Origin of the sequence: Georgenia satyanarayanai, from assembly GCF_009193135.1 — a bacterium.
GTDB classification, from domain to species: domain Bacteria; phylum Actinomycetota; class Actinomycetes; order Actinomycetales; family Actinomycetaceae; genus Oceanitalea; species Oceanitalea satyanarayanai.
Genome location: NZ_VUKC01000010.1, coordinates 92,645 through 112,201 on the forward strand (window position 1 = coordinate 92,645; position 19,557 = coordinate 112,201).

Sequence of the window (19,557 nt, forward strand, 5' to 3'; positions counted from 1 at the left end):
GCGTCGCCCCCATAGCCCAATCGGCAGAGGCAGCCGACTTAAAATCGGCTCAGTGCGGGTTCGAGTCCCGCTGGGGGCACCGGTGGCGGGACGGAGTCGTCCTTTGGTCCACGCGGAGCCGTTCTCGCGGCGGATGCCCGTGCGGGGGGACTGGCGGAGACTGGGTGCACCAGCTCGGGCGGGCGGCTCGAGGAACGGAGCGCACGATGGACGTGACAGCGGTGCTCGACGGCACCCTGCAGGAGGAGCAGGACGGCACGGACAACGACGTCCGTCCTACCATCTGGCGCCACGACGACGGCGTCGAGGAGTTCATCTAGCCGAGAGCGTGAGATGCGGGACAATACGCGCCCGCATCGCGCGAAGCGGACATCGGCGACCTACGATCGACGTATGACTGCCTCGACCGGAACGGCCCCTGCCAGCACGCCGCGCCCGCGCCGCACCAAGCGGATCCTCATTCTCGGCGGCGGGTACATCGGCCTGTACACCGCGCTCGGCCTGCGGAAGCGGATGAGCCGCGACGAGGTCGAGATCGCGATCGTCGACCCGCGCTCCTACATGACCTACCAGCCGTTCCTGCCGGAGGCCGCCGCCGGTGCCCTCGAGCCGCGCCACGTCGTCGCGCCGCTGCGCCGGGTGCTGCGCGGCTGCACGCTCGTCACGGGCAGCGTCTCGGAGATCCGGCACGCCGAGCGCCGCGTCGTCGTCGAGCCGGTCGAGGAGGGCGAGCCCTACGAGCTGTCCTACGACGAGCTCGTCGTCGGTCTCGGCGCCGTGGCCCGCACCCTGCCGATCCCCGGCCTTGCGGACTTCGCCGTCGGGTTCAAGTGGGTCGAGGAGGCCACGGCGCTGCGCAACCAGGTGCTCGGCAAGATGGACGTCGCCTCGTCCACCTGGGATCCCGCGATGCGCCGCCGCAAGCTCACCTTCGTCTTCGTCGGCGGCGGCTTCGCCGGTGTCGAGGCGCTGGGGGAGATCGAGGACATGGCCCGCGCCGCCGCCAAGAACTTCGACGGCATCCGCCGCGAGGACATGCGCTTCGTCCTCGTCGAGGGCGCCGGCCGCATCCTGCCCGAGGTGGGCGAGGAGCTCGGCGGCTACGCCCTCGAGCAGCTGCGGGCCCGCGGCATCGAGATCCACCTCAACACCTTCCTCAACTCCTGCGTCGACGGGAACATCGTCCTGTCGACAGGCGAGGAGTTCGAGGCGGACACCGTCGTGTGGACCGCCGGCGTCAAGGCCAACCCCGTCCTGGGCAGCTCCGACCTCCCGCTCGACGAGCGCGGCCGCGTGCGTGCGCTGCCCACCCTCCAGGTGGTCGACGACGACGGCGTGGTCGAGGGTGCGTGGGTCGCGGGCGACTGCGCCGCCGTGCCTGACCTCACCGGCGAGCACGGCGCCACGACCGGCCCCACCGCTCAGCACGCCGTGCGCCAGGCCAAGCACCTGGCGCAGAACCTCGTGCGGGCCCTGCGCGGGGAGCCGCTCGAGGACTACAAGCACAAGAACATCGGGACCGTCGCGTCCCTCGGGCTGGGCAAGGGCGTGGCGAACGTCGGCGGGCTCAAGCTCCGCGGCCCGATCGCCTGGTTCATGCACCGCAGCTACCACATGTGGGCGATGCCGACCTTCAACCGCAAGGTGCGCATCGTCCTCGACTGGACCACCGCGCTCTTCTTCCGCCGCGAGCTCGTCGCGCTGGGCTCCCTGCAGAGCCCGCGCGCGTCCTTCGTCGCTGCGGCCACGGGCAACCAGAAGAAGCAGCCGTCGCCCTCCGCGGCGAAGGAGTGACCCTCCTCGGACCCCGCTGCTGAAACGGAACTGCGCGCCTGATCTATCAGGCGCGCAGTTCCGTTTCAGCAGCGAGGACCGCCGAGGTGGCCGGCCGGGCGGCCGCGGTGCTCAGGCGTCCCGGCGACGCAGGAGCACCGCCGCGGCCAGCAGGGCGACGACGACGTAGATCATGAAGACGCCGTAGCCGACCCACGGGTCGAGCAGCTCCGGCAGGCCCGGCATCCCCGACATGGCCTCGCCGGGTCCGCCGGCGGTGATGATCCGGTCCCCGGCCGTCGTCGGCAGGTAGGGGTAGATGTCGCGGAGCCAGTCCAGTCCGTTCATCGCGAGCTGCAGGACCGTCGGCAGGATGAGCAGGACGCCGACGACGACGGCGATCGCTCCCGCCGAGTGGCGCACGAGCGTCCCGATCGCCAGGCCGAAGAGCCCGACGGCGGCGAGGTAGAGCCCGGTGCCCCAGAACATCCGCAGGGTGTCGGGGTCGCCGAGGTCCGCAGGGCCGCCGGCGTCGGCGAGCATGGGCATCGTGGCGACGTACGCGAGCGCGATCCCGACGACGCCGACGACGAAGGACACGACCGCGACGAGGACCGCCTTGGCGACGAGCACCGGGAGCCGGGTGGGCACCGCGGTGAGCGAGGAACGGATCATCCCGGTGGAGTACTCGCCGGTGACGACGAGGACGCCGAGGACGGCGATGACGAGCTGCGCCATCCCGTAGGCCGTCCCGAGCACGGTGAGCCCGTCCAGGCCGACCTCGTCGGGGGTGAAGCCCTCCGACGCCACGGCGCCGGCGGCGAAGGCCATGAGGACCGCGAGCATGAGCATCGCGAGCAGCGTCAGGGCGATGGTCCAGTAGGTCGAGCGCAGCGACCAGAGCTTGACCCACTCCGAGCGCAGGACGCGGCCCAGGCCCACCGGCCGGACGGGGACGGTGGGCGCGGCGGTGGACGTGGTGGCGCTCATCGCGCGGCTCCTTCGGTACGGGTGGAGGTGCCGTTGCCGTGCTGGGGCTCGGAGCGGTACTCGACCTCGTCCTGGGTGAGGGTCATGTACGCGTCCTCGAGGGAGGCACGGACCGGCGTGAGCTCGTGCAGGGGGATGCCGGACGCCGCGGCGAGGTCGCCGATCTCCTCGGCGGTGCGGCCGTTGACCTCCACGAGGCCCGGCTCGACGGGCCGCAGGGAGGCGCCCGCGCGGGTGAGGAGGTCACCGAGCTCGCCCGCACGCGGCGAGCGGACCCGGACGGTGACACCCCGGGTGGCGTCGATGATCTCCTGCACCGGCCCGGCCGCGATGATGCGGCCGCGCCCGATGACGAGGAGCTGGTCGGCCGTCTGGGCCATCTCGCTCATGAGGTGGGAGGAGAGGAAGACCGTGCGGCCCTCGGCGGCGAGCTGACGCACCATCGTGCGCACCCACTTGACGCCCTCGGGGTCCAGGCCGTTGACGGGCTCGTCGAGGATGAGGGTCCGCGGGTCACCGAGCATGGCGGCGGCGATCCCCAGGCGCTGCCCCATGCCGAGGGAGAAGCCGCCGACCCGCTTGCGGGCGACCGCCTGCAGGCCGGTCATCTCGATGACCTCGTGCACGCGGGCCGTCGGGATGCCGTGCGTGGCGGCGAGGGCGCGCAGGTGCTGGTAGGCCGAACGGCCGGTGTGGACGGCCTTGGCGTCCAGGAGCACGCCGACCTCTCGCAGCGGGGTGCGGTGCTCGGCGTAGGGGCGACCGTTGACGGTCACCGTGCCCGACGTCGGGCGGTCGAGTCCGACGACCATGCGCATGGTCGTCGACTTCCCGGCGCCGTTGGGGCCGAGGAAGCCGGTGACGGTGCCCGGCCGCACGGTGAAGGTCACCCGGTCGACGGCGGTCTTGGCCCCGTACCGCTTGGTGAGCTCGTGGGCTTCGATCATGTGTGCCTCCTTGTCGGCTCCCACCGTAGAGGCCGGCAGGGGTCCGCCGCGACGACCCGAGGGCGGAAAGCGCGGCGCGGGGGTTCCCGCTCGCGGGGGAGAGCGGCCTCCGCCCCGCGCACGAGGCGGGAACACGGCGGGGCAGGGGCGCGTTGTGCAGGTGCGGGCCGTTCCACGGCACCCCCGTAGGATGGGCCGCGACAGACCATGGCGTCGGCCCCGGCCCGCGCTGCGACCAGGAGGCACTGAGTGAGCAATCCAGTCTTCGAGAACAGCCCGTACTTCGGCGAGCGCCGGCAGCAGCGGGCGACGACCCCGAACGGCTACCCCTCCCACCCTGGCTACGCGCCGCAGGCGGGAACCACCTACCAGCAGGCGCCGGCGGTGGACCAGGTGCAGCACCTCGAGCAGGCCTACCAGCAGCCGTCCGCCGGCCCGGCGCAGACCGGCCGGATGACCTACGACGACGTCATCATCAAGACGGGTGGCCTGCTCGCGCTCGTCGTGGCCATGGGCGCCCTCAACTGGTTCGTCCTCGGCGGCCACCCGCTGGCGACGTTCGGCGGCCTCGCCGTCGGCCTCGTCCTCGGTCTGGTCAACGCGTTCAAGCGGGAGCCCAGCCCGGCGCTCATCGTCGGCTACGCCGCCGCCGAGGGCCTGTTCCTCGGTGGCATCTCGATGGTCTTCGAGTCCCTCTACCCGGGCATCGTGCTCCAGGCGGTCCTCGCGACCGGCGCCACCTTCGTCGCGACCCTCCTGCTCTTCTCGAGCGGCGCGGTCCGCGTGACCCCGAAGCTCACCCGCTTCGTCCTCATCGCGCTGGTCGGCTACGCGCTGTTCTCCCTGGTCAACCTCGGCATCATGCTGTTCGGCTCCGGTGACGCCGCCTTCGGTCTGCGCACGAGCGTCGAGATCATGGGCATCCCGCTGGGCGTCATCGTCGGCGTCTTCGCCGTCGGCCTGGCCGCCATCTGCCTCATCATGGACTTCGACGCCATCAAGCGGGGCGTCGAGGGCGGGATCCCCTCGCGCTTCGCGTGGTCGGCCGCCTTCGGCCTCCTCGTCACGCTCGTGTGGCTCTACCTCGAGTTCCTCCGCCTGCTCGCGATCCTCCGCGGCGGCGACTGAGCACCTGCCACCCGCCGAGAGCCGGATTCCTCCCCGAGGGATCCGGCTCTCGGCGTCTGTGCGAGGGGGTGGGGGCTGGCGAGCGGGTGCCGGGGGCGGGGCTAGGCTGCGGGTCGTGCCCCTCTTCGACATCGACGCCGCCGAGCTGCCCCACTACCGCCCGGAGGTCGCCGAGCCGGCCGACTTCGACGCCTTCTGGGCCCGGACCCTGGCCGAGACCCGCGGCCACGACCTCGCCGTCGAGGTCACGCCCGTGGACGCCCACCTCACCGTGATCGAGGCCCACGACCTCACCTTCTCCGGCTTCGCGGGCCACCGCGTCAAGGGCTGGTACCTGCGGCCCGCCGGACGCGCCGACGAGGAGCTGCCCGCCGTCGTCGAGTACCTCGGCTACGGGGGCGGACGCGGCTTCGCCCACACCCGCCTCACCTGGGCCGCCGCCGGCTACGCGTACGTCGTCATGGACACCCGTGGGCAGGGCACCGCGCCGACGAACGGCTTCGGTGCCACCCCCGACCCGGTGGGCGCCGGCGTCGCCGCGCCCGGCACGCTCACCCGCGGCATCGAGGACCCCCACGACCACTACTACCGGCGCGTCTACACCGACGGCGTGCGCGCCGTCGAGGCAGTGCGCGAGCTGCCCGGCGTCGACCCCGCCCGGGTGGCCGTCACCGGGGTGAGCCAGGGCGGGGCGATCACCACCGCCGTCGCCGGCCTCATCGACGTCGCCGCCGCGATGCCCGACGTGCCGTGGCTGTCCCACATCCGCCGCGGCGTCGAGACCGCACCCGCCGGTCCCTTCGCCGAGGTGCGCACCTACCTGTCGGCGCACCGGGACCGGGTGGAGGACGCCTTCGGCACGCTGTCCTACGTCGACGGCGCCAACTTCGCCACGCGGGCCCAGGCCCCCGCTCTCTTCTCCGTCGCCCTCATGGACCCGGTCTGCCCGCCGTCCACGGTCTATGCCGCGGCGAACCGGTGGGGAGGGGACGTCGACATCGAGGTCTACCCGTTCAACGAGCACGAGGGCGGCACCGAGTTCCAGCGCGAGCGTCAGCTCGGCTGGCTCGCCGAGCGTCTCGGCTGAGGACGGCGAGAGCCGGGCACCTGTGCGGTGCCCGGCTCTCGCGGGGGTCAGGCGCCCACGGGCGCCACGAGGTCCGGCTGCTTCTCGGCCCGCCTCGCCCGCTGCTTCTCCAGGCGCCGCTCGACGAGCAGGTAGAGCACCGGGACGAGCAGGAGCGTGAGCGCCGTCGAGGTGATGAGGCCGCCGATGACGACGAGCGCGAGCGGCTGGGAGACGAAGGCGCTCCCGCCGGTGATGCCGATCGCCATGGGGACGAGCGCGGCGATCGTCGCCGCCGCCGTCATGAGGATCGGCGCGAGACGGTGACGACCACCCTCGACGATCCCCTCCACGAGCCCCATGCCCTGCTTGCGGTACTGGTTGGTGAGGTCGATGAGGACGATCGCGTTCGTGACGACCACACCGACGAGCATGAGCGCCCCGATGAGGCCCGGCACGTCGAGCTGGCTGCCGGTGACGACGAGCATCCCGACGGCGCCGGTGGCCGCGAAGGGCACCGACACGAGGAGGATGAGCGGCTGCACGAGGGAGTTGAAGGTCGCGACCATCACGAGGTAGACGATGGCGATCGACAGCGCCAGGGCGAGCCCGAGGTTGGCGAAGGCCTCCTCCTGCTCGGCGCTCACTCCGGCGACCTCGGCGACCACGCCGTCGGGCAGGTCGAGGGAGTCGACGGCGGACCGCAGCTCGCTCGTCACGCTCCCGAGGTCGGAGGCGGTGGACGTCGCGGTGATCGTCGCGCTGCGCAGCCCGTCGGCGCGGGTGATGGAGACCGGCTGCTCGACCTCGCGGACCTCGGCCACCTCCGAGAGCGGCACCGGGCCGAGCGGCGTGGTGAGCGGCAGGGTCTGGAGCTCCTCGCGGGTGCTCGGCGTCTCCCCGACATCCATGACGACGTCGCTGCGCCCGTACTCGGTGTTGATCGACGCGACCGTGGTGCCCTGGAGGGCGGTCGACACCGTCTGCCCGACCTGGGCCTCGCTGAGCCCGAGCGCGGCGGCGGCCTCGCGGTCCACCTCGACGAGCAGCGTGGGCAGCTCGGCGGCGAGGTTGGAGGCGACGTCGGCCGTCCCGTCGATGTCCTGGACCGCGGCGAGCACGTCGGCGGCGGCGGACTCCACGTCCTCGCCGTCGGCGCCGCTGACGACGACCTCGAGGCTGCCGGAGAAGCCGGCCATGCCGGTGGCGACGGTGAGCTGACCGGCGGTGTCGAGCTCGGCGAGGCGGGAGCGCAGCTCCTCCTCGGCGGCCACGGCGTCGGCGTCGAGGTCGAGGGTGATCGAGAAGGTCGTCTCCCCGCCCGAGCCGAAGAAGGCCATGGCCGAGTCACCGGACCCGCCCGTCACCTGGTAGGTGTCGACGCCGTCGAGCCCGGTGACGACGGCCTCGACGTCCTGCGCGGCCGCGTCGGCGGCCTCGAGCGAGGTGCCCGGCGGGAGCGCCTGGGTGACCGACAGCGTGTTCTGGCCGGTGTCGCCGATGAACTGCGTCTCCAGCTGCGTGGCCAGGCCCACCGTGCCGCCGAGGACGGCGACGGCGAGGAGCACCGCGGCCCACGGCCGGGCGAGCGCGCTGCGCAGGGTGCGGACGTAGGTCCGCTGGAGGGCGCCGGAGCGCTCCTTGGCCTCGGCGGCCGCGCGGACGGCGGCGGCGTCCTCCCCGGGCCTGGGCCCGCGGACGAACCAGTACGCGAGCACCGGCACGATCGTCAGCGCGACGAAGAGCGAGGCGAGGAGCGCGAGCGCGGCGGTGAAGGCGAAGGGCCGGAAGAGCTCACCGACCATGCCCCCCACGAGACCGATCGGCACGAAGACCGCCGCGGTCGCGATGGTCGCGGACGTGATGGCCCCGGCCACCTCGCGCACCGCGTCGAGGATCGCGGTCCGGCGGTCCTTGCCGTAGGACAGGTGCCGGTTGATGTTCTCGATGACGACGATGGAGTCGTCGACGACGCGCCCGACCGACACCGTGAGGGCGGCGAGCGTGAAGAGGTTGAGGGTGTAGCCCACCGTCCGCAGGCCGATGAGGGCGACGATGAGGGACAGCGGGATGGACAGCGCGGTCACGCCGGTGGGGCGCCACTTGCGCAGGAAGAGCAGGATGACGACGACGGCGAAGACCAGACCGAGCAGGCCCTCCGTCGCGAGGTCCTTGATCGAGTCCTGGATGAAGGGCGCCTGGTCGAAGACGACGGTGATCTCGGCGCCGTCGCCCAGGGCCGTCTCGAACTCGGGGAGGAGGTCCTGGACCTCCTGGGAGACGTCGACCGTGTTCCCGTCGGGCGTCTTGGTGACCGCCAGGCCGAAGCTCGGATTGCCGTCGGTGCGGTTGAAGGAGGTCGCCTCGGCCCGCTCGTCGCTGACCTCGGCCACGTCGCCGACGGCGACCGGTCCGGCCTCGGTCGCGACGGGCAGCGCGGCGACGTCCTGGGCGGAGGTGAGCCGGGTGCCGGTCTCCACCGACAGCGTCCGGTCCTCCTCGGTGATCGTGCCGCCCGGCACGACGGCGCCGTTGGCGCGCAGCGTGTCGGCGATCGCGGTGGGGTCCACACCCGCCTCGGCGAGGGCGGCGAGGTCGACGTCGATGCGGACAAGGCGGTCCTGGACGCCGCTGAGCTGGACGTCCCGCACGCCCTCGAGCCGCTCGAGCTCGGGCACGACGACGGTGCGGAGCACCTCGGCGGCCTGCTCCTGGTCCCCGCTCGTCGCGGCCGCGAGCTGGATGACCGGCAGGTCGTCGATGCCGCCGCTGATGACCTGGGTGTCGGCGGACTCGGGCAGCACGGGATCCAGCCGCGTGATCGCCGCCTGCAGCTCCTGCTGGGCGTTGGTGACGTCCGTGCCGTAGGCGAGCTCGAGGAGGACGACGGAGGAGCCGGAGCTCGACGTCGACGTCGTGCCCTCCAGGCCAGCGACGACGCCTGCGGCCTGCTCGACGACGTCGCTCACCTGCTGCTCGACGACCTCGGGCGAGGCGCCCGGGTAGGTGGTGACCGCACCGACGATCGGCAGGTCGAGCGGCGGGATGAGCTCCTGCTTGAGCGTCGTCGTCGCCCACAGGCCACCGAGGACGGCGAGGACCGTGGCGAGGGCGACGAGGGCGCGGTTGGCGAGGCTGAACCGGGCGAGTGACGACACGGGGTCTCCGTCTGACGGCGTGGAGTAGAGTGACGGGCAGGCGAGATACTTAGGCAAACCCGAAGTAAGGTAACACGCGTGAGCGAGCACCGCCCGAGCGAGCACGACCGCCTCATCGACGAGGTGAGGACGGTCGGGGAGATGGTCGCGAAGTTCTTCGTGCACGAGCAGCTCGGCCCGATCCTCGGCTCGACGCTGACGATGCAGCAGCTCAAGCTCGTGGCCCTGCTCGCCACGCACGGGCCCCTCGGGGGGCACGACCTGGCCCGCCACCTCGACGTCTCGATGCCGACGGTCTCCGGCCTCGTCGACCGGCTCGTCGAGCGGGGCATGGTCGAGCGCCGGGCGGACCCGCGCGACCGACGGGTGCGGCTGACCGCGCTGAGCCCGGCGGGCGAGGCCTTCATCGCCGAGCACGACGCCGCCGGGTGGCGGGTGGGGATGGAGATCCTCCAGACCATGGACCCGGAGGACCTGCGTGCCCTCGCCCGTGGCCTGTCAGCCATGTGGGCGGCGGTGGAGGCGAAGGTGGCCCGCGATGGCGGGTGCCTGCCGGACGGCTGCGCGGCCGGGCCGCCGCTCGCCCCGTAGGCTGGTGCGATGAGCGCAAACCTCCCCATCGCGTCCGGCTCCTTCGGCGACGACCCCACTCTCAGCTTCCCGGGCACCCCGGCACCCGACGGCCTGCAGGTCGCGGTCCTCGAGGCCGGTGACGGCACCGCCGTCGAGGCGGGCGACACCATCGTCGTCAACTACCACGGCCAGGTCTGGGACGGCAAGGTCTTCGACAGCTCCTTCTCCCGCGGCTCGACCATCTCCTTCCCCATCGGGATGGGCATGGTCATCGGCGGCTGGGACGACGGCCTCGTCGGCAAGGCGATCGGCTCGCGCGTCCTGCTGTCGATCCCGCCGGAGCACGGCTACGGCTCGCGCGGCGTCCCGCAGGCGGGCATCGGCGGTGAGGACACCCTCGTGTTCGTCGTCGACATCGTCGGCGTGGAGTAGCCGCCCGGCTCGTTCCCGCGACTGTGCGCCCGCTGGGTGCACCGTGCGCCCGGTAGACCGGGAGCACGGTGCCCCAGCGGGCGCACAGTGCGTTGGGGCCGGGCCGGGCGCCCGGGCGCCCGGATCAGGCCGGGGGCAGGACGTCCTGCTGGGCCGGCACCTCGTCCTGGCGCACGAGGCCGACGGGGCAGCTGTAGCCGTTGGGGCCGTGGTTGCAGTACCCGCCCGGGTTCTTGTGCAGGTACTGCTGGTGGTAGTCCTCGGCGTAGTAGAACGTACCGGCGGGCGCGAGCTCGGTGGCGATGGGGCGGTGGCCGGCGGCGGCCAGGACCTGCCCGAAGGCCTCCGTGGTGAGCTCGGCGGCGCGCTGCTGCTCCGGCGTCGTCCAGTAGATCGCCGAGCGGTACTGGGTGCCGACGTCGTTGCCCTGCCGGTTCGGGGTCGTGGGGTCGTGGTTCTCCCAGAACGCCTTGAGGAGGAGCTCGGGGTCGGTGCGCGCCGGGTCGTAGGCGACGAGCACGGCCTCGGTGTGGCCGGTGCGCCCCGTGCACACCTCCTCGTAGGTCGGGTAGGGCGTGAAGCCGCCCATGTACCCGGCCGCCGTCGTCACGACACCGTCGAGCTTCCAGAAGATCCGTTCGGCGCCCCAGAAGCAGCCCATGGCGACGTAGAGGACCTCGGTGCCCTCCGGCCAGGGGCCACGCAGCGGCGTGCCGAGGACCCCGTGGCGCTCGGGCACCGTGTAGCCGGGGACCTGACGCCCGGGCAGCGCCTCCTCGGCGGTGACCATGCGGGGCTCGGGACGGAAGAACATGTGACCTCCAGCGGTGAGGGACGCCGACTGCCGCGGGGGGACGGCAGCCGGCGCCCATCTACAACACCACGGCACCCTGGGTATTCCCTGGGAGCCCGCTACTGGTCCTCTAGGCTGTGCTCGGCTCGTCCACCACGTCGATTGCGGGGCACATGTCCGAGAACACGCCGCCCGGGTGGCTCACCCGCCTGATCCCCGCCCGGCGCAGCGACCCTCGTGAGCAGGTCGTCGCGCGCGTCGTCCACGAGTCGCGCCTCGGTGAGGACGACTCCGCCGAGCTCGCCGTCCCGCTGCCCGTCCGCGCCGCCGCCGCCTGGTCCTGGCGCCTCCTCGCGATCGCTGCCGCGACCGCGCTCCTCGGCTATCTCGTCATCGTGTTCAAGACGGTCGTCGTCGCGTTCGTCGTCGCGATCCTGCTCGCGGTGCTCCTCGACCCGGTCTCGGCGTGGCTGCGCAAGCGGCTGCGCTTCCCGCGCACGCTCGCCTCGATGGTCACCCTGCTCGGCACGCTCGTCCTCGTCGTCGGCCTGCTCACCCTGGCCGGCCGCTCGGTCATCGCCGGGTTCGCCGACCTCGCCGACCAGGCGACCCAGGGCTTCGGGGAGCTCGTGAGCTGGCTCTCCGACGGCCCGCTCGGCATCGACGAGGCCCAGCTGCAGGCCTGGCTCGACGAGGGGATGGCGGCGCTGGAGTCCAACTCGAGCGCGCTCGTGTCCGGGGCACTGGCCGCGACGACCTCGGTGACCCAGGTCGCGGCGGGTGCGGTCATCTCCCTCTTCTGCCTCTTCTTCTTCCTCAGGGAGGGGCGACGCATCTGGCAGTGGTTCGTCCGCCTCGCGCCGGCGCGCGCACGCAACCGGGTCAACGAGGCCGGGATCCGGGGATGGATCACCCTGGGGGGCTACGCCCGCACCCAGATCCTCGTCGCCCTCGTCGACGCCGTCGGCATCGGCATCGGCGCCGCGATCCTCGGCCTGCCGCTCGTCCTGCCGCTGGCGATCCTCGTCTTCCTCGGCTCCTTCATCCCGATCGTCGGTGCCCTGGTCACCGGGTCGGTCGCGGTGCTCGTCGCCCTCGTCGACCAGGACGTCCAGACCGCCGTCATCATGCTGGCCATCGTGCTGCTCGTGCAGCAGATCGAGGGCAACGTCCTGCAGCCCTGGCTCATGGGCAACGCCGTCTCCCTCCACCCCGTGGCCGTGCTGCTCGCCGTCACCGCGGGCACCGGCGTGGCCGGCATCCTCGGCGCCCTGCTCGCCGTCCCGGTCGCGGCCGTCATCAACACCGTCGTCCTGTACTTCCACGGCCACGACAAGCACCCGAGGGCTGCCACCGACTGGCACCGCCCCGGCGGTCCGCCGGGGACGCTGTTCCGGTCGATCGCCGACTCCTTCGCCCCCGAGGAGGACGAGGAGGAGGACGACGAGGCCACCGCCACCGCCTCCGTCCACGTCGGGGACCCCGAGGACGACGACGAGCGTCCGACAGGTCCGCCGTCGCCGTGAGCGAGATCAGCCTCGCCGACGTCGAGGACGCCGCCGCGCTGCTCAGCGGCGTCACCACCCGCACCCCCGTGGAGAGGAGCGGCGCGCTCAGTGGCCTGGCCGGGACGCCGGTGCTCCTCAAGTGCGAGAACCTGCAGCGCACGGGCTCGTTCAAGCTGCGCGGCGCCTACGTCCGGCTCTCCCGGCTCACGGCGGAGGAGCGGGCCCGCGGCGTCGTCGCCGCCAGTGCCGGCAACCACGCGCAGGGTGTGGCGCTCGCCGCCCGTGAGCTCGGCATCTCCGCCGTCGTCTACATGCCGCGCGGCGCCGCCCTGCCCAAGCTCGCCGCCACCCGCGGCTACGGCGCCGAGGTGCGCCAGGAGGGGGCCGACATCACCGGCGCGCTCGCCGCCGCCCAGCGGGAGGCGGCAGCGACCGGGCGGGTCTTCATCCCGCCCTTCGACCACCGCGACGTCGTCCTGGGGCAGGCGACGATCGGCCTGGAGGTCCTCGACCAGGTGCCGGACGTCCGCACGATTCTCGTGCCGACCGGGGGAGGGGGCCTGCTCGCCGGGATCGTTGCCGCCGTCCACGCGCGCGGCGCGGACGTGCGGGTCGTCGGGGTCCAGGCGGCCGAGGCCGCGGCGTTCCCCGCCTCGCTCGTCGCCGGCCGGCCGGTGCCGCTCGAGCGGATGAGCACGATCGCCGACGGCATCGCCGTCCCGCTCCCCAGCGAGCTCACGCTGGGGATCGTGCGCCGTCACCTCGCGGACGTGCGGACCGTGAGCGAGGAGTCGATCTCGCGGGCGCTGCTCCTGCTCAGCGAGCGCGCCAAGCTCGTCGTCGAGCCGTCCGGAGCGGTGGGGGTCGCCGCCCTGCTCGACGGGCCCACCGGCCTCGAGGGGCCCGTGGTCGTCGTCCTGTCCGGCGGGAACGTCGACACCCTCGTGCTCCACCGCATCCTGCGGCACGGTCTCGTGGCCGCCGGGCGGTACCTCCAGATGGAGGTCCGCGTCCCCGACCAGCCCGGCTCCCTCGCCGGCCTCCTCGGGGTCCTCGCCGCCACGGGCAGCAACGTCGTGAGCATCCGGCACGACCGCACGGCCGCCGACCTCGGTGTGGCCGAGGTGCGGATCGGCGTCGAGGTCGAGACGAAGGGCACGGCGCACTGCCACGAGGTCGTCACGGCCCTGCAAGAGGCGGGCTACGGCGTCCTGGTCCGGTCCGCCGAGTAGACGCGGGAGCGGGGTGCCGGTGGCCGCAGCCACCCGCACCCCGCTCCCTGGCGTCGGTCAGCCGGTGAAGGGCTTGACCTCGACGATCTCGACGGCGATCGACTTGCCGTTCGGCGCCGTGTAGGAGACCGAGTCGCCGGCCTTCTTGCCGACGATCGCCGCCCCGAGCGGGGAGTGCTCGGAGAGCACCTCGACGTCGACGTCCTGGGCCGCCTCGCGGGAGCCGAGGAGGAAGACCTCCTGCTCACCGGCGACCTTGGCGGTCACGACCATGCCGGACTCGACGACACCGTCGTCGGCCGGGGCCTCCCCGACCTGCGCGTTGCGCAGCAGCTCGGTGAGCTGGACGATCCGGCCCTCCATCTTGCCCTGCTCCTCGCGAGCGGCGTGGTACCCGCCGTTCTCCTTGAGGTCACCCTCGGCGCGGGCCGCCTCGATGCGCTCGGTGATCTCGGCGCGGCCGGGCCCCGTGAGGTGCTCGAGCTCTGCCTTGAGGCGGTTGTACGCCTCGGCGGTCAGCCAGGTGGTCGCTGTCTCGGCCACGTCTCCTCCTTCATCCAACACAAAAAATCATGAGCCCCGGCCGCTGGTCGGGCCGAGGCTTTCGGGTGCGCGCGCACGCCGCGACGGGCGACGCTGCGCTGCTCGCCGCGCGGGGCGATGTCCCCAGGATAGCAAAACCCCCAGATGGACACCGGAGGTGCGCGATCTCGCGGCTCAGGGGCTCGTCTCGCGGCAGCCGGACACACGCGCGCCGGTCGCCGGCTCGGTCGTGGCGACGCGGGCGGTGACGATCGTCGTGCGCTCCTCCGAGGGGCCGACCGGCACGCGTGCCACCCCGACCTGCGCGAAGGACGCGTTGAGGGCGAGGACCGTGCACTCCGCCGTCGTGCCGGGAGCCGCGTGGGCGACGAAGGTGACCTCGACGGCGGAGTCGTCGATGACCGCGAAGGCGGCCTCCTCGGTGCGCACCGCCTCGTCGGTGGAGACGACGGCGAGGACGACGAAGGCGACGACCGCGAGGACGCCGACGACCGCGAGCAGGACCCGACGGCGGCGGCGCGTCACGGCGTCGGGCGCCGTCCCGTACCGCTCCTCGAGGGCGGCGCGCTGCTCGTCGTCAGGGGTGCTCACGGTCCCATTGTCGTCCATGGCGCACGTCACCTGCGTTGCCCCGGGGTGCCGCGGCGGGCGAGAATCGATGCCGGCCTGCGATCAGGAGGAACACAGTGAGCGAGCAGCTGCGGCTCATGGCGGTGCACGCGCACCCCGACGACGAGTCGAGCAAGGGTGCCGCGACGATGGCGCGGTACGTGGCCGAGGGCCACCGGGTGCGGGTGGTGACGTGCACCGGGGGTGAGCGCGGCGACATCCTCAACCCCAAGCTCGCCCACGACTCGACGATCCTCGCGGACATGCCCGCCTACCGCCGTCGGGAGATGGCGGCGGCCGCCGAGGCGCTGGGGATCGAGCACGTGTGGCTCGGCTTCGTCGACTCCGGGCTGCCCGAGGGCGACCCGCTGCCGCCGCTGCCCGAGGGCTGCTTCGCGCTCGAGCCGCTGGAGGTGCCGGTCGCGGCGCTCGTGCGGGAGATCCGCACGTTCCGCCCCCACGTCATGACGACGTACAACGAGGAGGGGGGCTACCCCCACCCGGACCACATCCGTACCCACGAGATCTCCGTCGCGGCCTTCCGCGCGGCGGCCGACCCCGAGCAGTTCCCCGACGCCGGCCCCGCGTGGGAGGTGTCCAAGCTCTACTACGACGTCGGCTTCTCCCTCGACCGGATCAAGGCGATCTCCGAGGCCATGCACGAGCGCGGGCTCGTCTCGCCGTTCGAGGACTGGCTCGAGCGTGCGGCCACCCGCCCCCAGCGCACCGTCACCACCCGGGTGCGCTGCGAGGAGTACTTCGACCGCCGCGACGAGGCCCTGCGGGCGCACGCGACGCAGATCGACCCGGACGGCTTCTTCTTCGAGGTGCCACGGGACGTGGAGCGGGAGGTCTGGCCGGTGGAGCAGTTCGAGCTGGCGGAGTCCCGTGTGCCGGTCGACATTCCCGAGGACGACCTCTTCGCGGGGCTGCGTAGGCTGAGCGCGTGACCCCCGCCCTCCTCGCGCCGCTCGTCGCGCTCCGCGCGCAGACCCCGACGCCGCCCGCCCCCGACCCGGAGATGACGATCTACACCGTCACGCCGGGCATCGCCGGGTTCATCGCCTTCTTCGTGCTCGCCCTCATCGGGTGGCTGCTCTTCCGCTCGCTCACCAGGCACGTGCGCAAGGTCGAGCACGAGCGCCGGCGCCGTGAGGAGAGTGACGTCGAGGGGCCGGGGGCCGGCCCGGGTCGCTGACTCAGCCGACCGCGGCGACGGCGAGCGCGACGGCGGCGTAGTGGCACCAGTAGCCGCCCACCGTGCCGACGTGGAAGATCTCGTGGAAACCGAACCAGCGCGGGCTCGGGTTGGGCCGCTTGGTGCCGTAGACGACGGCGCCGAGGGTGTAGCAGGCGCCGCCGGCGATGACGAGCCACATGATCGTCGGGCTGCCCGCGCGGGAGAAGTCGGGCAGGAACCACACGGCCACCCAGCCGAGGGCGACGTAGATCGGCACGTACAGCCAGCGCGGGGCGCCGAGCCACAGCACCCTCATGAGGATGCCCGCGACGGCGCCCACCCACACGACCGTGAGGAGTACCCGCGCGGTGGTGGACGGCAGCAGGAGGACCGCCAGCGGGGTGTAGGTGCCGGCGATGAGCAGGAAGATGTTCGAGTGGTCCAGGCGCCGCAGCAGCGCGGCGGCGCGCGGGGACCAGGTGCCGCGGTGGTAGATCGCGCTCGTGCCGAAGAGGAGGACGGCGGAGACGCCGAACACCGCCGTCGAGACGGTGGCCGCGCCGGCGGGTGCGAGTGCGACGAGGAGGACGCTCGCCGCGAGGGCCAGCGGCGCCGTGCCGGCGTGGATCCAGCCACGCAGCCGCGGCTTGACGGCCTCGGCGACCGACTCGGCCGCGTTCGCGACGCCCTCGGCGGCGCGCCGGGCGGGGGGAGTGTCGGGTGCCAACCGGCACCTCCTTCCGATGGGACGGAGCGACAACCTACGCTGCCGTAACTTACGCCAGCGTAATGGACGGGACCACCGTGCAGGACCCGCCGTCGGAGTAGCCTGACCCCGTCGTCCCACCCCGTCGTCAGGAGTGCCCCAGGACATGCGGCCCCACCGCCTGCTGTACGGACTGTACGAGCGCCGTCTCGCCCGTCGCCTCGACCGGTCCGCCACCCCGCGGCACGTCGGGGTGATCCTCGACGGCAACCGCCGCTGGGCCCGCGCGCTGGGCAACCCCGCCTCCCACGGCCACCGCAGGGGCGCCGACAAGATCACCGAGGTGCTCGGCTGGTCGGAGGACGCCGGGGTGCAGATCGTCACCCTGTGGATGCTGTCCACGGACAACCTCCAGCGCGACGCCGACGAGGTCGCCGAGCTGCTCGAGATCATCGCCTCCGCCGTCGACACGCTCGCCGACTCCGGCCGCTGGCGGCTGCGCGTCGTGGGGGCGCTCGAGCTGCTGCCCCAGGCCGTCGCCGAGCGACTGGCCCGCGCCGTCGACCGCACCGCCCACGTCACGGGGATGCACGTCAACGTCGCCGTCGGCTACGGGGGGCGGTACGAGATCACCGCCGCCGTGCGCTCGCTGCTCCACTCCTACGCCGAGCAGGGGCTCAGCCTCGAGGAGGCCGCCGAGGCGCTGAGCGTCGAGGGCATCGCCGAGCACCTGTACACCAAGGGCCAGCCCGACCCCGAGCTCGTCATCCGGACCTCCGGCGAGCAGCGGCTGGGCGGCTTCCTCCTGTGGCAGAGCGTGCACAGCGAGTACTACTTCTGCGAGGCCTACTGGCCCGACTTCCGCCGCGTCGACTTCCTGCGCGGCCTGCGCGACTACACCCAGCGCGAACGCCGCCTCGGCCGCTGACCCCCGTCCGCCAACGTCGCAATTGGTCGGTCGGGTGACGCGGTAAACGGTTGCTGCCGTCGTCGAGGTGACCAATTGCGACGTTGGCGAACGTTGGCGGACGGTGGCGGACGGGGCGGGGCGGGGATGGGGTGGGTGACGTTCGGGTGAACACTTGCTGCTCTGGGGTGTGTCGCCGCTCGTTCGGGGGCCGGCGGGCCTAGCGTCTGGTGTGACGGGCGGCACACCCGCTGCCCTCCGGGAGGCCACCGATGGACGCGACGTTCGCAGGGGCCGCCGGCCCCGCCGGCAGGCCGCTCGCCCTACTCACCGCGCCCGGCACGGTCACCGCCGGTGCGCCGGAGGGAACCGTCATGACCCTGACCCACCCGGACCCGCTCGCCGACCTCGCCCAGGCGCAGCTGTCCGACACCGCCGTGCGCCTCACCTACGTGCTCGACACCTCCGTCCTGCTCTCCGACCCGCACGCGATCGGGCGGTTCGCCGAGCACGACGTCGTGCTCCCGGTCGTCGTCGTCACCGAGCTCGAGGGCAAGCGGCACCACCCGGAGCTGGGCTACTTCGCGCGCACCGCGCTGCGCATCCTCGACGACCTGCGGGTGCGCCACGGCCGCCTCGACGTCCCCGTCGCCGTCGGCACCTCCGGCGGCACGCTGCGCGTCGAGCTCAACCACTCCGACCCCGAGGTGCTGCCCTCGGGCCTGCGCCTGGGCGACAACGACACCCGTATCCTGTCGGTCGCGGCCAGCCTCGCCGCCGAGGGGCACGAGGTCGCCGTCGTGTCCAAGGACCTGCCGATGCGGGTGAAGGCCTCCGCGCTGGGAATCCCGGCCCAGGAGTACCGGGCCCAGCAGGTCGCCGCCTCGGGGTGGACCGGGATGACGACGGCGGACCTCACCGACGAGGAGATGGCCACCCTGTGGGGGGAGGAGCAGCTGGACACCTCCGGGCTCGCCATGGCGGGGCAGCTCACCGAGGAGCTGTGCCACACGGGCGTCGTCCTCCACTCCGGCCGCGGCTCGGCGCTGGGCCGGGTGACGGCGGACGGGCGCCTGCGTCTCGTCCGCGGGGACCGGGAGGTCTTCGGGGTCCACGGCCGCAGCGCCGAGCAGCGTGTCGCGATCGACCTGCTCACCGACCCGGACGTCGGGATCGTCTCCCTCGGTGGTCGCGCGGGCACCGGCAAGTCCGCCCTCGCCCTGTGCGCCGGCCTCGAGGCGGTGCTCGAGCGGCGCGAGCACCGCAGGGTCGTCGTCTTCCGCCCGCTCTACGCGGTCGGCGGGCAGGAGCTCGGCTACCTGCCCGGCACCGAGGCCGAGAAGATGGGGCCGTGGGCCGAGGCCGTGTTCGACACCCTCGGCGCGCTGGTGGACCGCAACGTCCTCGAGGAGGTGCTCGGCCGCGGGATGCTCGAGGTGCTCCCGCTCACCCACATCCGCGGACGCTCGCTGCACGACGCCTTCGTCATCGTCGACGAGGCCCAGTCCCTGGAGCGCAATGTCCTCCTCACGGTGCTCTCCCGCATCGGGCAGAACTCCAAGGTGGTCCTCACCCACGACGTCGCCCAGCGTGACAACCTCCGGGTGGGGCGGCACGACGGCGTCGCGGCCGTCGTCGAGATGCTCAAGGGCAACCCGCTGTTCGCGCACGTCACCCTCACCCGCTCCGAGCGCTCGGCGATCGCCGCACTCGTCACCGAGGTCCTCGAGGAGGGCCCGCCAGTCATCTGACCCCTGGGCCCCACCCTCCCCGCCGACAGCCGACTTACCGCCGAGAGCCGACTTACCGGCGAGAGCCGACTTACCGGCGAGAGCCGACTTATCGGCGAGAGCCGACTTACCGGCGCCGCGTCGCCGTCGGTAAGTCGGCTGTCGGCGGGGTGGGGGGTGGGTAAGTCGGCTGTCGGCGGGGTGGGTGTGGGTAAGTCGGCTGTCGGCGGGGAGGGTGGGGTGTGGGTACGTCGGCGGTCGGCGCGGGGGGGGTGTGGGCGG

Annotated in this window: 18 protein-coding genes and 1 tRNA gene; 12 read left to right on the top strand and 7 right to left on the bottom strand. The window is 72.9% G+C overall.

All coding sequences use genetic code 11. The annotated features are described in order from the left end of the window. The first annotated feature begins 5 nt into the window (after nucleotides 1-5). Together GD632_RS11795 and GD632_RS11800 are read left to right on the top strand one after the other, a co-directional pair. Nucleotides 6-79 (top strand) — tRNA-Leu (locus GD632_RS11795). 314 nt (nucleotides 80-393) lie between these two features. Further along, on the top strand, nucleotides 394-1,794 hold the full coding sequence (locus tag GD632_RS11800) for an NAD(P)/FAD-dependent oxidoreductase (RefSeq protein WP_226924827.1): 1,401 nt from the start codon (nucleotides 394-396) through the stop codon (nucleotides 1,792-1,794). Between the two features lie 111 nt (nucleotides 1,795-1,905). Here GD632_RS11800 and GD632_RS11805 read toward each other — a convergent pair whose 3' ends face one another. Then, nucleotides 1,906-2,763 carry an ABC transporter permease gene (locus GD632_RS11805; protein WP_152192395.1) on the bottom strand — a complete coding sequence of 286 codons (858 nt, stop codon included), beginning with the start codon at nucleotides 2,761-2,763 and terminating at the stop codon, nucleotides 1,906-1,908. Beyond that, a complete protein-coding gene (locus GD632_RS11810) occupies nucleotides 2,760-3,710 on the bottom strand; it encodes an ABC transporter ATP-binding protein (protein WP_152192398.1) in 951 nt (316 codons plus the stop codon). The genes GD632_RS11805 and GD632_RS11810 overlap by 4 nt, the downstream gene beginning before the upstream one ends. A 249-nt stretch (nucleotides 3,711-3,959) precedes the next feature. On the opposite strand from GD632_RS11810, the gene GD632_RS11815 reads away from it, so the two are divergent. Next, nucleotides 3,960-4,838: a Bax inhibitor-1/YccA family protein gene (locus GD632_RS11815; protein WP_152192400.1), complete on the top strand. Its 879-nt coding sequence runs from the start codon at nucleotides 3,960-3,962 to the stop codon at nucleotides 4,836-4,838. A gap of 115 nt (nucleotides 4,839-4,953) precedes the next feature. Beyond that, a complete protein-coding gene (locus GD632_RS11820) occupies nucleotides 4,954-5,925 on the top strand; it encodes an acetylxylan esterase (protein WP_152192402.1) in 972 nt (323 codons plus the stop codon). 47 nt (nucleotides 5,926-5,972) lie between these two features. Here the strand turns inward: GD632_RS11820 and GD632_RS11825 are convergent, their stop codons facing one another. Then, nucleotides 5,973-9,062: an efflux RND transporter permease subunit gene (locus tag GD632_RS11825; RefSeq protein ID WP_152192405.1), complete on the bottom strand. Its 3,090-nt coding sequence runs from the start codon at nucleotides 9,060-9,062 to the stop codon at nucleotides 5,973-5,975. Nucleotides 9,063-9,140: 78 nt separating this feature from the next. Here GD632_RS11825 and GD632_RS11830 point away from each other — a divergent pair, with 78 nt between their 5' ends. Both GD632_RS11830 and GD632_RS11835 read left to right on the top strand, forming a co-directional pair. After that, on the top strand, nucleotides 9,141-9,653 hold the full coding sequence (locus tag GD632_RS11830) for a MarR family winged helix-turn-helix transcriptional regulator (RefSeq protein ID WP_152192407.1): 513 nt from the start codon (nucleotides 9,141-9,143) through the stop codon (nucleotides 9,651-9,653). 9 nt (nucleotides 9,654-9,662) lie between these two features. After that, nucleotides 9,663-10,067 (top strand): FKBP-type peptidyl-prolyl cis-trans isomerase, encoded by a 405-nt coding sequence (locus GD632_RS11835; protein WP_152192409.1) that lies wholly within the window; start codon nucleotides 9,663-9,665, stop codon nucleotides 10,065-10,067. A 124-nt stretch (nucleotides 10,068-10,191) separates the two neighbouring features. Here the strand turns inward: GD632_RS11835 and msrA are convergent, their stop codons facing one another. Further along, complete coding sequence (gene msrA / locus GD632_RS11840; protein WP_152192412.1) at nucleotides 10,192-10,881, bottom strand: peptide-methionine (S)-S-oxide reductase MsrA; 690 nt, start codon at nucleotides 10,879-10,881, stop codon at nucleotides 10,192-10,194. A gap of 152 nt (nucleotides 10,882-11,033) precedes the next feature. Between msrA and GD632_RS11845 the strand changes: the two genes are divergently transcribed. After that, on the top strand, nucleotides 11,034-12,386 hold the full coding sequence (locus tag GD632_RS11845) for an AI-2E family transporter (RefSeq protein ID WP_152192414.1): 1,353 nt from the start codon (nucleotides 11,034-11,036) through the stop codon (nucleotides 12,384-12,386). Next, nucleotides 12,383-13,600: a threonine ammonia-lyase gene (ilvA, locus tag GD632_RS11850; RefSeq protein ID WP_152192415.1), complete on the top strand. Its 1,218-nt coding sequence runs from the start codon at nucleotides 12,383-12,385 to the stop codon at nucleotides 13,598-13,600. The genes GD632_RS11845 and ilvA overlap by 4 nt, the downstream gene beginning before the upstream one ends. A 57-nt stretch (nucleotides 13,601-13,657) precedes the next feature. On the opposite strand, the gene greA is transcribed toward ilvA, so the two are convergent. Next, nucleotides 13,658-14,143, bottom strand: a complete 486-nt coding sequence (gene greA, locus GD632_RS11855; protein WP_152192416.1) for a transcription elongation factor GreA — start codon at nucleotides 14,141-14,143, stop codon at nucleotides 13,658-13,660. A gap of 174 nt (nucleotides 14,144-14,317) precedes the next feature. Continuing rightward, nucleotides 14,318-14,734 carry a DUF4307 domain-containing protein gene (locus tag GD632_RS11860; protein ID WP_193311459.1) on the bottom strand — a complete coding sequence of 139 codons (417 nt, stop codon included), beginning with the start codon at nucleotides 14,732-14,734 and terminating at the stop codon, nucleotides 14,318-14,320. A gap of 95 nt (nucleotides 14,735-14,829) precedes the next feature. On the opposite strand from GD632_RS11860, the gene mca reads away from it, so the two are divergent. Continuing rightward, entirely contained in the window at nucleotides 14,830-15,702 is an 873-nt protein-coding gene (mca, locus tag GD632_RS11865; RefSeq protein ID WP_226924828.1) for a mycothiol conjugate amidase Mca, read from the top strand. Continuing rightward, the gene (locus GD632_RS11870; protein WP_152192418.1) at nucleotides 15,699-15,950 is read left to right on the top strand and encodes a hypothetical protein; all 252 of its coding nucleotides are present in this window, start codon (nucleotides 15,699-15,701) and stop codon (nucleotides 15,948-15,950) included. Before mca ends, GD632_RS11870 begins: the two co-directional genes overlap by 4 nt. Before the next feature lies 1 nt (nucleotide 15,951). Here GD632_RS11870 and trhA read toward each other — a convergent pair whose 3' ends face one another. Next, entirely contained in the window at nucleotides 15,952-16,659 is a 708-nt protein-coding gene (gene trhA, locus GD632_RS11875) for a PAQR family membrane homeostasis protein TrhA (protein ID WP_226924829.1), read from the bottom strand. A 145-nt stretch (nucleotides 16,660-16,804) separates the two neighbouring features. On the opposite strand from trhA, the gene GD632_RS11880 reads away from it, so the two are divergent. Both GD632_RS11880 and GD632_RS11885 read left to right on the top strand, forming a co-directional pair. Next, nucleotides 16,805-17,566: an isoprenyl transferase gene (locus GD632_RS11880; RefSeq protein ID WP_152192420.1), complete on the top strand. Its 762-nt coding sequence runs from the start codon at nucleotides 16,805-16,807 to the stop codon at nucleotides 17,564-17,566. A 251-nt stretch (nucleotides 17,567-17,817) separates the two neighbouring features. After that, nucleotides 17,818-19,296, top strand: a complete 1,479-nt coding sequence (locus GD632_RS11885) for a PhoH family protein (RefSeq protein WP_405002538.1) — start codon at nucleotides 17,818-17,820, stop codon at nucleotides 19,294-19,296. The last annotated feature ends 261 nt before the right edge of the window (nucleotides 19,297-19,557 follow it).

What these genes read in the sequence shown, in the direction of transcription:
- GD632_RS11800 (WP_226924827.1), top strand. Translation starts at nt 394, where the DNA reads ATGACTGCCTCGACCGGAACGGCCCCTGCCAGCACGCCGCGCCCGCGC.
- GD632_RS11805 (WP_152192395.1), bottom strand. Translation starts at nt 2,763, where the DNA reads ATGAGCGCCACCACGTCCACCGCCGCGCCCACCGTCCCCGTCCGGCCG.
- GD632_RS11810 (WP_152192398.1), bottom strand. Translation starts at nt 3,710, where the DNA reads ATGATCGAAGCCCACGAGCTCACCAAGCGGTACGGGGCCAAGACCGCC.
- GD632_RS11835 (WP_152192409.1), top strand. Translation starts at nt 9,663, where the DNA reads ATGAGCGCAAACCTCCCCATCGCGTCCGGCTCCTTCGGCGACGACCCC.
- msrA (WP_152192412.1), bottom strand. Translation starts at nt 10,881, where the DNA reads ATGTTCTTCCGTCCCGAGCCCCGCATGGTCACCGCCGAGGAGGCGCTG.
- GD632_RS11845 (WP_152192414.1), top strand. Translation starts at nt 11,034, where the DNA reads ATGTCCGAGAACACGCCGCCCGGGTGGCTCACCCGCCTGATCCCCGCC.
- GD632_RS11880 (WP_152192420.1), top strand. Translation starts at nt 16,805, where the DNA reads ATGCGGCCCCACCGCCTGCTGTACGGACTGTACGAGCGCCGTCTCGCC.
- GD632_RS11885 (WP_405002538.1), top strand. Translation starts at nt 17,818, where the DNA reads ATGGACGCGACGTTCGCAGGGGCCGCCGGCCCCGCCGGCAGGCCGCTC.